At 72.3% G+C, this 12,139-nt stretch carries 11 protein-coding genes and 1 tRNA gene; 6 read left to right on the forward strand and 6 right to left on the reverse strand.

Annotated features, from left to right (window positions below; translation table 11 throughout):
* The 4 genes from ACZJYS_RS17835 to ACZJYS_RS17850 form a co-directional block, all read right to left on the reverse strand.
* Positions 1 to 2,290: mechanosensitive ion channel domain-containing protein (locus tag ACZJYS_RS17835; protein WP_493179807.1), on the reverse strand; the 2,290-nt coding region annotated here is incomplete at its 3' end.
* 179 nt (positions 2,291 to 2,469) lie between these two features.
* Complete coding sequence (locus tag ACZJYS_RS17840) at positions 2,470 to 3,396, reverse strand: SAM-dependent methyltransferase (protein ID WP_493179808.1); 927 nt, start codon at positions 3,394 to 3,396, stop codon at positions 2,470 to 2,472.
* Positions 3,393 to 3,761 (reverse strand): DUF423 domain-containing protein, encoded by a 369-nt coding sequence (locus ACZJYS_RS17845; RefSeq protein ID WP_109518470.1) that lies wholly within the window; start codon positions 3,759 to 3,761, stop codon positions 3,393 to 3,395. The genes ACZJYS_RS17840 and ACZJYS_RS17845 overlap by 4 nt, the downstream gene beginning before the upstream one ends.
* A complete protein-coding gene (locus ACZJYS_RS17850; protein ID WP_493179809.1) occupies positions 3,761 to 4,483 on the reverse strand; it encodes a phosphoribosyltransferase in 723 nt (240 codons plus the stop codon). The genes ACZJYS_RS17845 and ACZJYS_RS17850 overlap by 1 nt, the downstream gene beginning before the upstream one ends.
* Before the next feature lie 115 nt (positions 4,484 to 4,598).
* On the opposite strand from ACZJYS_RS17850, the gene ACZJYS_RS17855 reads away from it, so the two are divergent.
* The 6 genes from ACZJYS_RS17855 (at position 4,599) to ACZJYS_RS17880 (ending at position 11,002) form a co-directional block, all read left to right on the forward strand.
* The gene (locus ACZJYS_RS17855; protein ID WP_493179810.1) at positions 4,599 to 6,206 is read left to right on the forward strand and encodes an ABC transporter substrate-binding protein; all 1,608 of its coding nucleotides are present in this window, start codon (positions 4,599 to 4,601) and stop codon (positions 6,204 to 6,206) included.
* Positions 6,203 to 7,348: an ABC transporter permease gene (locus tag ACZJYS_RS17860; protein ID WP_493179811.1), complete on the forward strand. Its 1,146-nt coding sequence runs from the start codon at positions 6,203 to 6,205 to the stop codon at positions 7,346 to 7,348. The genes ACZJYS_RS17855 and ACZJYS_RS17860 overlap by 4 nt, the downstream gene beginning before the upstream one ends.
* Position 7,349: 1 nt before the next feature.
* Complete coding sequence (gene nikC, locus ACZJYS_RS17865) at positions 7,350 to 8,267, forward strand: nickel transporter permease (protein ID WP_493179812.1); 918 nt, start codon at positions 7,350 to 7,352, stop codon at positions 8,265 to 8,267.
* 5 nt (positions 8,268 to 8,272) lie between these two features.
* Positions 8,273 to 9,121: an ABC transporter ATP-binding protein gene (locus ACZJYS_RS17870; protein ID WP_493179813.1), complete on the forward strand. Its 849-nt coding sequence runs from the start codon at positions 8,273 to 8,275 to the stop codon at positions 9,119 to 9,121.
* Positions 9,118 to 9,867, forward strand: a complete 750-nt coding sequence (locus ACZJYS_RS17875; RefSeq protein WP_493179814.1) for an ABC transporter ATP-binding protein — start codon at positions 9,118 to 9,120, stop codon at positions 9,865 to 9,867. Before ACZJYS_RS17870 ends, ACZJYS_RS17875 begins: the two co-directional genes overlap by 4 nt.
* Before the next feature lie 151 nt (positions 9,868 to 10,018).
* Positions 10,019 to 11,002 carry a Bug family tripartite tricarboxylate transporter substrate binding protein gene (locus tag ACZJYS_RS17880; RefSeq protein ID WP_493179815.1) on the forward strand — a complete coding sequence of 328 codons (984 nt, stop codon included), beginning with the start codon at positions 10,019 to 10,021 and terminating at the stop codon, positions 11,000 to 11,002.
* A 3-nt stretch (positions 11,003 to 11,005) separates the two neighbouring features.
* On the opposite strand, the gene ACZJYS_RS17885 is transcribed toward ACZJYS_RS17880, so the two are convergent.
* Positions 11,006 to 11,989 (reverse strand): glutathione S-transferase family protein, encoded by a 984-nt coding sequence (locus ACZJYS_RS17885; RefSeq protein WP_493179816.1) that lies wholly within the window; start codon positions 11,987 to 11,989, stop codon positions 11,006 to 11,008.
* 73 nt (positions 11,990 to 12,062) lie between these two features.
* Positions 12,063 to 12,137, reverse strand: a tRNA-Gln gene (locus ACZJYS_RS17890).
* Positions 12,138 to 12,139: the final 2 nt, after the last annotated feature.

Raw genomic sequence — 12,139 nt, forward strand, 5'->3', positions numbered from 1 at the left:
CCCCGGCGTCCTCGGCTCCGGTGTCCTCGGCCCGCCCCCCCGTCACCTTGGCCTCCGTCACCTTGGCCTCGATCACCCTGGGCGCGGGCACCGGCGCGGCCGGCGCCGGGCGGGCGGGCTGCCGCGCCAGGTGCAGCGGCGGCGCGTTCCCCTGCTTGTCCTCGCCCATGTAGAGGGTGATGTGCGGGAAGGGGATCTCGATGCCCCGCGCGTCGAACACCTCCTTCAGGATCTCGTTGTAGGCACGGCCCGCGCCCCAGTGCTTGCCGGCGACGGTCTTGATGCGGGCGCGCACCATCACCGCCGAATCGGCGAAGGCGGTGACGCCCTGCATGTCCAGCGGGCCGATGATGGAGGGGCCGTGCTCGGTCTTCTGCAGCCGCTCGAAGGCCTCCTGCATGGCCGCCTTCACCTCCGGGATGCTCTCGCGGTAGGCGACGCCGATCTCGGCCACGTGGAAGGCGAAGTCCTTCATCATGTTGGAGACGGTGTCGACCGAGGAGAAGGGCACGAGGTGCAGCGTGCCGTTCAGGTCGCGGATCGAGAGGGAGCGGATGGTCAGCTTCTCCACCACGCCCGAGACGCCGCCGGCGGCCACCACGTCGCCCTCGTTCATGGCGTTCTCAAACTGGATGAAGGCGCCGGTGATGATGTCCTGCACCAGCTTCTGCGCGCCGAAGCCGATGGCCAGGCCGATGACGCCGGCACCCGCCAGCAGCGGGCCGATGTTCACCCCCAGCTCGCTCAGCGCCAGCATCGCCACCAGGATGAAGAGCGCCACCGTGGCGGCGTTGCGGAACAGCGACAGCAGGGTGCGCTCGCGCGGGGTCGGCACCGTGCCGTAGTTGGGGTTCAGCCGGTACTCCACCCAGGAGGAGAGCGCGACATAGACCGCCATGCCCACCAGCACGATCAGCGAGGCGGAGACGAGGGCGGCGACGAAGCGGTGCCCCGCCTCGGTGGAGAGCCAGCCCAGCACGTCCAGCACGCCCCAGGCCTGCGCCACCGCCAGCAGGATGGCCACCCCGACCAAGCCGCGCACCACCCGCAGGATGGCGGGGATGAAGGTGTTCAGCCGGCGCTGCAGCAGCGGCAGGCGCTCCTGCACCGTCTCCGGCACATGCACGCCGCCGGCGAAGAGGCGGCGCGTCAGGTGCAGCACCACCGCGCCCGCCACCACCGCCGCCACCGACTGCCAGGTGGCGGAGAGCATGAAGCCCAGCGCATGGCGCGGATTGGCGACCCAGGCCAGGAACAGCGCCAGCAGGTAGAGGATGGCCAGCACGTGCCAGGCATGGCCGAGCGCCGTCCAGCCGCGGCCGAAGGCGCGCAGCCCCCGCACATCCTGCCGCTGCGCGATCCAGCGCTGCCCGGCGCGGCGGTGCCGCAGCACGGCGAAGATGCCCATCAGCAGCGCCGCCAGCATCACCACCAGCCGCAGCGACTGCGCGGCGGCAACCGAGGCGTTGCTGTTCAGCAGCGGCGCCAGCAGCATGAAGGTGTAGCCGATCAGCGAGGCGGCGCGGCTGAGCCAGAAGGACCAGGCGCGGGCGCCCTCGTCGCCCAGCGGCAGCAGGCGCAGCGCCGGGTAGCGCGGCATCAGCGCCGCGCGCACCAGCGCCTTGCCGCCCTCCACCACCAGGAAGGCGTTCAGCAGCAGCGTCTGCTGCACGGCGATGACGCCGGTGGTGCCGTAGTTCAGCGCGAAGAGGTAGCCGGCGCCCCAGGCCAGCAGCACCGTCATCGCCTCCACCAGCAGAGCGCTGAGCAGGATGGCGGCGCGCACCAGCGGGCTGCGCCCGGCGGCGCGGCGGGCGATACCGGCCAGCAGCGGCGCCGCCAGCAGCCGCAGCGCGTAGAAGCCGCCCAGCACCACCGCCACCAGCAGCAGCAGGGTGGCGGCGCCGCTCCACAGCGCCGCGCGGTCCGCCTCCGCCAGCTCCCCGACCAGCTGCCTGAAGCCGCGCGCCAGGGAGACGGTGTGCTGCACCAGCCCGGCCGCCTGCTCCGCGACGTCGCGCGAGTATTCGGCGAGCTGGCGGGCGAAGGTGGGCTCCGGCTCCGGGGCGAGCAGGGCGGGCATCTCCGGCGTGGCGCTGCCCGGCGTGGCGCCGGCCGCGCGCAGCCGGGCGATCAGCGCGGCGCGGCTGGCGTCGTCCTCCAGCAGCCTGGCCAGCGCCTCGGGCGAAAGCTCCGCCGCCGTGCCGGCGGGGGGTGGGCTTGCCGTCTGGGCGCGGAGCGGGCCGAGGCCCAGCCAAAGGCCAAGCAGGACGAGGAGGAACAATCGCATCGGGCGGGGATATCTCCGGTCGGAGGCGGTAAAGAGATCGCCATCCTAGGAACCGGGTCCGCCAAGTCCACCCGCGGGCCGATCAGAGCCTCATGAGGTGCCTTGCCTGCGGTTGACCGCAACGCCCACGCATGGGGCCCCTTCGCCGCGATTCCAGGACTTTGGCGGCCGGCGCGGACTCATTCCCGGATCGTCTGGTCGAGCAGGCAGAACATCAGCTCGTGCTTGTTGTGGGCGCCGTGGAAGAGCTGCGCGCCGGGGATGGCGGCGAACTCGGCCGCCGTGTCGTGGTCCGTCCCGCCCTGGAACTTCAGGGTGCAGACGAAGTGCCGCGCCGCCCCGGCCGCCATCCAGCGCCGCACCAGCTGCAGCAGCCGGGCGGGGTAGCAGATGATGTCGCTGAACAGCCAGTCCACCGGCGGGTGCTTCTCCGGCTCCAGGCCGAAGGCGCTCTCGGTGCGGATGGCGACGTTGGGCAGCGCCGCCACCGCCGGGTCCATCTGCGCCTTGTCCACCGCGATGACCGGCCCGCCGAGCTGCGCCAGCGCCCAGCTCCAGCCGCCCGGCGCGGCGCCGAGGTCGAGGCTGGTCTCGCCCGGGCCGGGCCAGCGGCCGATGCGCGTCAGTGCCTCCCACAGCTTGAGGTAGGCGCGGGAGGGTGGCCCCTCGCGGTCCTCCTCGAAGCGCACGGCGCCGCCGAGGAAGGGGCTGGTCTTGGTCGGGCTGGCCAGCATCCGCTCCGGCGAGAGCAGCGTCCAGGCGCCGAGATGGCCGGTGGGCGCGGGCTCGGGGAAGCGCAGCGCGCGCCCCTTCACCGGCGGCAGCGCCGCCTCGATCAGCGCCGCACGGCGGTGGTGCAGCACCGGCAGCAGCGACCAGTTGCGCTGGATGGCGCGCAGCGCCGCGGCACCCCCCTTGATGGAGGGGATCTCGATCTCGCGCGGGTCGGTCCAGACGTCGAGCGCCCAGGCGGCACCCACGGGCGGCGCCCCGGAGAGCGCCAGCGGGCCGTGCCAGCGGTCGATGGCGACGCCGGCGCGGCGCAGCTCCTCCTCCAGCTCCGGCTCGAAGCCCTCGGCGGCGAGATAGGCGCTCTGGATGCTCATGCCGCGGGCCTCCGCAGCGCGGCCAGCGCCAGCAGCAGCCAGCCCAGCATCAGCAGCGTGCCGCCCTGCGGCGCGACGCCGAGCGACTCGCCGCGCAGCACCAGCCACCACACGGCGCCGCAGAAGCCGAGCGAACCCAACGCGAAGCAGCCGCCCGCCAGGTGCGCCAGCCGGGCGCCGGGCCGGCGCTCGGCCAGCAGGCCCACGGCCAGCAGCGCCAGGGCGTGCCAGCCCTGCATGGTGAGCGCACTCTGCACGCGGCGGTGATCCGCCTCGTCCAGCACCAGCCCGTGCGCGGCCCAGGCGGAGAGCGCCACCGCCAGCAGGCCGGACAGGGCGCCAAGGACGAGCCAGAGGCGGGGCATCAGCAGGGCTCCTCGGAGATCGGGGGGCGGGGTATAGCCCGGCCGGCGCCGGATGGCAGGGCCAGGCCGCGCGGCAGGGTGGACCAGTCCGGCACCCAGCCCTGCGGCACGCGGCGGAACAGCGGGGTGGCGAAGGCGGCGGCCACCGGCAGCGCCACCGGCCAGTCCGGCACCCAGCGGTCGCCCTGCGCCAGGGCGACGCACAGCGCCACCGGCTCCACCCCCGCCAGCCGCAGCAAGGCGAGGCCGGCCAGCGCCGAGCTGCCGGTGCTGATGACATCGTCCACCAGCAGCACGCGGCGGCCGGCGAGGCGCGGCAGCAGGCGCGGGTCCAGCCACATCCGCCGCGCATCCGGCGCGGTGGAGGAGGAGGTCGGCACGGAGAGCGCCGGGTCGTACCATTTCTTGCGGGAATAGCCGGGCGCCACCCAGTTGGGGTGGCCCAGCGCCTCGGCCACCGGGCCGCCGAACACATGGCCCAGCGTCGGCAGCCCCACCACCACCTCGGCGCCGAAGGGGCGGGCGGCTTCCGCCATCCAGCCGCAGAGCGCGCGCTGCACGGCGAAGCCCGCCTGGTTGCCGATCAGCCCGGTGACGGCGATGGCGCCATAGTCGCGCAGCGGCAGCACCAGCGCCCGGCCATCCGGCATCGGCGCCGGGTAGTGCTCCGCATGGGCGGCGGCCGGGCGGGGCGCCGGGATCAGCTCTTGCCAGAATTCCATGACCGGCCCCGATGCCACGCCGCGCCGCGCCGCGCCAGCACCCTCACGCACGCTGTGCATGGCGCCGCCCCCCCGCGCCGCGCTAGAAGGCGTCCATCGCAGGAGGTCCTTCACCATGCTGTCACGCCGTTCCTTGCTGCTCGCCTCGGGCGCCGCCGCCATGGCGCCCGCCGCCCTTCCCTTCGCGGGCAGCCCCGCCGCGGCGCAGACGCCGCCCGGCGTGCTCGTCTTCGCCAAGCAGATCGACGACATCATCTCGCTCGATCCGCACGAGGCCTTCGAGTACACGGCCTCGGAGCTGGCCGGGAACGTCTACCAGAAGCTGGTGACGACGCCGAATTCCAACCCCTCGCAGATCGAGGGCGAGCTGGCGGAGAAGTGGGAGGTCTCGGGAGACAGCAAGACCTTCACCTTCACCCTGAAGGACGGCCCGAAATTCGTCTCCGGCAAGCCGGTGACGGCGGAGGACGTGGCCTTCTCGCTCACCCGCGCCGTGGTGATGAACAAGTCCCCCGCCTTCATCATCAACCAGTTCGGCTTCAACAAGGACAATGTGGGCGAGCGCATCCGCGCCACCGGCCCGCGCACCCTGGTGCTGCAGACGGCCGAATCCACCGCCCCCTCCTTCCTGCTCTACTGCCTCTCGGCCGCCGTCGGCTCGGTGGTGGAGAAGGCGGCCGTCATGGCCAAGGCCCAGGGCGATGACTGGGGCAATGGCTGGCTGAAGCAGAACAGCGCCGGCTCCGGCAGCTACGCCGTGCGCCAGTGGCGCGCCAGCGAGAGCGTGGTGCTGGAGGCCAACCCGCACAGCAACGTGGCCCCGCAGATCAAGCGCATCATCATGCGCCACATCGCCGACCCCTCGGCGCAGCTGCTCGGCCTGACCAAGGGCGACTACGACATCGCCCGCAACCTCGGCGCCGACCAGATCCGCCAGCTCGAGGGGGATTCGCGCTACACCGTGCAGTCCGCCCGCAAGGCGAGCGTGATGTATCTCAGCCTCAACCAGAAGAACGCCAACCTGGCCAAGCCCGAGGTGCGGCAGGCCATCAAGCTGGCGCTGGACTACGAGGGCATCCAGAAGGCCATCGTGCCCACCACCTACGCGGTGCACCAGTCCTTCCTGCCGGCCGGCCTGCCCGGCGCGCTGACCGAGCACCCCTTCAAGCGCAACGTGGCCGAGGCCAAGGCGCTGCTGGCCAAGGCCGGGCTGGCCGAGGGCTTCGAGCTGGGCTTCGACTACTCCTCCGCCGCGCCCTTCTCCGACATCGCCCAGGCGGTGCAGGCCAACCTGGCCGAGATCGGCATCCGGCTGCGGATGCTGCCGGGCGAGCAGCGCGCCGTCATCACCAAGACCCGCGCCCGCACGCACGACATCGCCATGGTCCGCTGGGGCTCCGACTATTTCGACCCGCACAGCAACGCCGAAGCCTTCAGCATCAACACCGACAACAGCGACGATGCGCGCAACCGGACGCTGGCCTGGCGCGCGAGCTGGCTGATCCCCGAGCTGTCCGCCCGCACCGTGGCGGCGCTGAAGGAGACGGACGCCGCCAAGCGCACCGCGCTCTACGAGGCGCTGCAGCGCGACCACCAGCAGCAGTCGCCCTTCGTCATCATGCTGCAGGACATCGAGATCTCGGTCTCCCGCGCCGGCGTGAAGGGCTTCGACATGGGCCCGATGAACGACCGGCACTCCTACACCAACATCACCAAGGCATGACGGAAGACAACACTCACCGGGCGGCCGCCGCGCCGCCCGGCGCCTCTGCTCCCGCCGCCTCTGCGCCCGCCGCCTCCCCGGTCATGCCCTCGGGCGCGGCCGCCACGGCGCGGTCCCGGCCGAGCGCCGCGCGGCTGCGCCTGCAGGCCCTCTCCGCCACCGTGGCGAGCGTGCCCATCACCCTCTTCGGCCTCGCCCTCGTCACCTTCCTGATCGGCCGCGTGGTGCCGATCGACCCGGTGCTCGCCATCGTCGGCGACCGGGCGCCGATGGAGGTGGTGGAGCGCACCCGGCTGGAGCTGGGGCTGGACCAGCCGCTCTACATCCAGTTCTGGAAGTATCTCGGGCAGATCGTCAGCGGCGACCTTGGCCGCTCGGTGATGACCTCGAACCCGGTCACGCAGGACATCGCCCGCTTCTTCCCCGCCACGCTGGAGCTGGCGACCGTGGCCATCATCGTCGCCGTGCTGGTCGGCGTGCCGCTCGGCGTCTGGGCGGCCACGCGGCAGGGCAGCTGGATCGACCAGGGGGTGCGGCTGTTCTGCCTGGCCGGCCACTCGCTCCCTGTTTTCGTGCTGGGGCTGCTCTCGCTGCTGCTGTTCTACGCCACGCTGGAGATCGCCCCCGGCCCCGGCCGGCAGGGCATCTATTTCGAGGGCATGATCGACGAGCGCACCGGCATCCTGACGCTCGACACGCTGCTGGCCGGCGACATCCCCGCCTTCCGGGACGCGCTGTGGCACCTGGCGCAGCCCGCCGGGGTGCTGGCCTTCTTCAGCCTCGCCTACATCGCGCGGATGACGCGCGCCTTCATGCTGGCCGAGCTGAAGAGCGAGTACGTCACCACCGCGCGCGCCAAGGGGCTGTCGCGCGGGCGCATCGTCTGGGGCCATGCCTTCCGCAACATCGCCGTGCCGCTCGTCACCGTGCTGGCCATGACCTATGCCGGGCTGCTGGAAGGCGCGGTACTCACCGAGACGATCTTCGCCTGGCCCGGCCTCGGGCAATACCTCACCGTGTCGCTGCTGAACGCCGACATGAACGCGGTGCTCGGCGCCACGCTGGTGGTCGGCCTGATCTATGTGGCGCTGAACCTGCTGGCCGACCTGCTCTACCGCCTGCTGGACCCGAGGGTGCGCTGAGATGAGCGGAACCACACAACCCGCCGGCACCCGGCGCGACTGGCTGCTCTCCGATACGCCCTCCTCCCGCGCCCAGGCGCGCTGGGGGCGGCGCTACCAGCTCTGGCTCGCCTTCCGCCGCAACCCGCTGGCGGTGGCCGGCCTCGCCGTGGTGCTGGCCATGCTGGTGCTGGCCATCGCCGCCCCCCTGCTCGCCACCCACGACCCCGGCGCGCAGAGCCTGGCCAACCGCCTGCAGCCGCCCTCCGCCGAACACTGGCTGGGCACGGACGAGCTGGGGCGCGACACCTGGTCTCGGCTGCTCTATGGCGGGCGCGTCACGCTTGGCATGGTGGTGGCCGTCGTCATCCTGGTGGCGCCGCTCGGCCTCGTGGTGGGCTGCGTCGCCGGCTATGCGGGCGGGCTGCTGGACAAGGTGCTGATGCGGGTGACGGACGTGTTCCTCGCCTTCCCGCGCCTGATCCTGGCGCTGGCCTTCGTCGCCGCCATGCGGCCGGGGGTGGAGAGCGCCGTTATCGCTATCGCGCTCACCGCCTGGCCGCCCTATGCGCGGCTGGCGCGCGCCGAGACGCTGACCATCCGCAACACCGACTACATCGCCGCCGTGCAAATGACCGGCGCCTCGCCCTGGCGCATCATCTGGAAGCACGTGGCGCCGATGTGCCTGCCCTCGCTCACCGTGCGCGTCACGCTCGACATGTCGTCGATCATCCTCACCGCCGCGGGGCTCGGCTTCCTCGGCCTCGGCGCGCAGCCGCCGATCCCGGAATGGGGCACGATGATCGCCACCGCCCGCCGCTTCATCCTGGAGCAGTGGTGGGTGCCGGTGATCCCGGGGCTTGCCATCTTCACCGCCTCCCTCGCCTTCAACCTGCTGGGCGACGGGCTGCGCGACGTGCTGGACCCGAAGCAGCGGTGAGCGGCATGAACAACGGAAACCTCGTCGAGATCCGCGACCTGCGCGTGGATTTCCCCAACCCGCAGGGCTTCACCGCGGCGGTGCGCGGCATCTCCTTCAGCATGGGGCGCGAGAAGCTCGGCATCGTCGGTGAGAGCGGCTCGGGCAAGTCGGTCACGGGGCGGGCGCTGATGCGCCTGCTGCCCGAGGCCGCGCGCGTGCAGGCCGGCGCGCTGCGCTTCGACGGCACCGACATCCTCGCCGCCAGCGAGCGGCAGATGCGGGGCCTGCGCGGCGGCCGCATCGGCCTGATCATGCAGGACCCGAAATACTCGCTCAACCCGGTGATGACGGTGGGCGCGCAGATCGCCGAGGCCTGGCGCGCCCACAACAAGGGCAGCAAGCGCGAGGCCCGCGACGCGGCGCTGACCCTGCTGGAACAGGTGAAGATCCGCGACCCCGGCCGGGTGCTGGACAGCTACCCGCACGAGGTCTCGGGCGGCATGGGCCAGCGGGTGATGATCGCCATGATGCTGGCGCCCAACCCGGACCTGCTGATCGCCGACGAGCCGACCAGCGCGCTCGACGCCTCCGTGCAGGCCGAGATCCTCAAGCTGATCGAGGATCTCGTCTCGGCGCGCGGCATGGGGCTGATGCTGATCAGCCACGACCTGCCGCTGGTCGGCCGCTTCTGCGACCGGGTGGTGGTGATGTATGCCGGCCAGGTGATGGAGGAGCTGCCGGCGCGCGACCTGCACCGCGCGCAGCACGCCTACACGCGCGGCCTGCTGGACTGCATGCCGAGCCTGAGCCAGAAGCGCGACCGCCTGCCGGTGCTGACGCGCGACGCTGCCTGGCTGGAGAAGCGCGCATGAGCGAAACCCCCATGATCGAGGCGGCCGGCCTCGACGTGCATTTCGGCAGCAACCACGTGGTGCGCGACATCGCCTTCCGGGTGGCGCCGGGCGAGACCTACGGGCTGGTGGGGGAGAGCGGCTCCGGCAAGTCCACCGTGCTGCGCACCATCGCCGGGCTGGTCACGGGGTGGGACGGCACGCTGCGCGTGGCCGGCCAGCAGCTCGGGCCGCGGCGGGACCGCGCCTTCTTCCGCCGCGTGCAGATGGTGTTCCAGGACCCCTACGGCTCGCTGCACCCGCGCCAGACGGTGGACCGCATCCTGGCCGAGCCGCTGGAGGTGCACGGCATCGAGGGCGCCGAGGCGCGCATCGCCCGCGCGCTGGAGGAGGTGGCGCTGCCGCGCGCCGCGCGCTTCCGCTACCCGCACCAGCTCTCGGGCGGGCAGCGCCAGCGCGTCGCCATCGCCCGCGCGCTGATCGCCGACCCCTCGGTGCTGCTGCTCGACGAGCCGACCAGCGCGCTCGACGTCTCGGTGCAGGCGGAGGTGCTGAACCTGCTGGCCGATTTGCGGGTGGCGCGGCAGCTCACCTGCATCCTCGTCTCGCACAACCTCGCGGTCATCGGCCATCTCTGCGGGCGGCTGGCGGTGATGCAGCATGGCCGCATCGTCGAGGAGCTGACCGAGGCGCAGCTGCGGGCGGGCGAGGCGCAGCACCCGCACACGCGCGACCTCATCGCCCTCTCCCACGAGCTGGAAGGCTGACAAGGCGGGAGGGGCGCCGCCCCTCCCGGACCTGCCCCCCACGCATCGTCCCCGGCCGCATATTCAGGGTGGCCCTCTCCCCGGCATGGCGGCAGACTGCGAACTGTCGACGATTCGGCGCACCAGACGCCGAACCAGGGGAATACGATCCATGCTGCTGCCACGCCGCGCCCTGCTGGGCGCCGCCACCGCCCTCGCCCCTTCGGCCCTGATCCGGCCGGCCCGCGCCCAGGACAACTACCCGAGCCGGGCCATGACCATGCTGGTGGGCTTCGCCCCCGGCGGCGGCACGGACATCATCGCCCGGCTGCTCGGCCCCTCGCTGCACGCCGAGCTGGGCCAGCCCGTCACCATCGAGAACCGCCCCGGCGCCAGCGGCACCGTGGCCGCCGCCGCCGCCTCCCGCGCCCGGCCGGATGGCTACACCCTGCTGATGGGCACCGTCTCCACCCAGTCCGTCGTCGGGCCGCTGATGCGCACGCCGCCCTACGACCAGGACAAGGACTTCACCCCCATCGCCCTGGCCGGCACCGTGCCGCTGGTGGTGGTGGTGCCCGCCAACGCGCCCTACAAGGACATGAAGGGGCTGATCGAGTTCGCCCGCGCCAATCCGGGCAAGCTGAACTACGCCTCCTCCGGCGTCGCCACGCAGCAGCACCTGGCGGCGGAGATGCTGTGCCAGACGGCCGGCATCCAGATGACCCACGTGCCCTATCGCGGCACCGGGCAGGTGGTGAACGACCTGATCGCCGGCACGCTGGACCTCGCCATCGACACCATGCCGACGCACCTGCCGCATATCCGCAGCGGCACCACGCGAGCGCTGGCCACCACCCTGCCGCAGCGCGTGGCCGCCCTGCCCGAGGTGCCGACCGTGGCCGAGAGCGGCTTCCCCGGCTTCGAGATCAATGTCTGGTACATGCTGCTGGGCCCGGCCGGGCTGCCGGAGCCGGTGGTGCGCCGCTGGTCGGCGGCGATGAACAAGGCCCTCTCCGACCCCGAGATCCGCGGCAAGCTGGAGGCGGCCGGCTTCATCCCCGGCGGCGGCTCGGCCGCGGATGCCGTGGCCCTGGTGCGGCGCGATGCGGAGCGCTACGGCGCGCTGGTGCGCAAGGCCAATATCCGCATCGAGTAGCGCCTACCCCGCCAGCGCCGCGCGGCCATGCGGCGCGGCGAGGTCCTGCGCCGGCCCGACCGGCACGATGCCGGTCGGGTTGATGCTGCGGTGGCTCTCGTAATAGTGCCGCTGCATGTGCCGGAAGTCGCAGGTCTCGCCGAAGCCCGGCGTCTGGAACAGGTCGCGCAGGTAGGGGAACAGCGCCGGGTAGTCGGCGATCCGCCGCAGGTTGCACTTGAAGTGCCCGTGATAGACGAGGTCGAAGCGCACCAGCGTGGTGAACAGGCGCACATCCGCCTCGGTCAGCACGCCGCCGCAGAGGTAGCGCTGGCGGGCGAGGCGGGCGTCGAGTTCGTCGAGCGCCGCGAACAGGGCGCGCGCCGCCTCCTCATAGGCCTCCTGCGTGGTGGCAAATCCGGCCTTGTAGACGCCGTTGTTGACGCGGTCGTAGACCAGGGCGTTGACGGCGTCGATCTCGCCGCGCAGCGCCTGGGGGTAGTGGTCGCCCGGCGCGGCACCGGCATCGTCGAAGGCGTGGTCGAACATCCGCAGGATCTCGGCGGATTCGTTGCTGACGATGGTGCCGCGCGCCTTGTCCCACAGCACCGGCACGGTGACGCGGCCGGTGTAGTCCGGCCGGGCGGCCGTGTAGATCTGGTGCAGGCAGCGCGCCCCGTGCAGCGGGTCCGGGATGACGCCGGGGCCGTCCTCGAAGGTCCAGCCCTCCTCCAGCATCCGCCAGTGCACCACGGAGAGGCCGACCATCCCCTCCAGCTTCTTCCGCGCGCGCAGGATCAGGGTGCGGTGCGCCCAGGGGCAGGCCAGCGAGACATAGAGGTGGTAGCGCCCCGCCTCGGCCCGGAAGCCGCCCTCGCCGGAGGGGCCGGGGGCGCCGTCCGGCGTCACCCAGTTGCGGAAGGCGCTGTCCTTGCGCTCGAAGCGGCCGCCGGTCGATTTCGTGTCGTACCACTGGTCGCGCCAGACGCCATCCACCAACAGGCCCATGCGTGCTCTCCCTTCGCTCCTGGCACGGCAACGCGCGGGAGCGGCTTTCGGATGGCGGGAATGGCATGGGAGGTGGTTGGGGCGCCAGGATTCGAACCTGGGAATGGCGGTACCAAAAACCGCTGCCTTACCGCTTGGCTACGCCCCAGC

This window comes from Roseomonas sp. TS2, assembly GCF_058833935.1.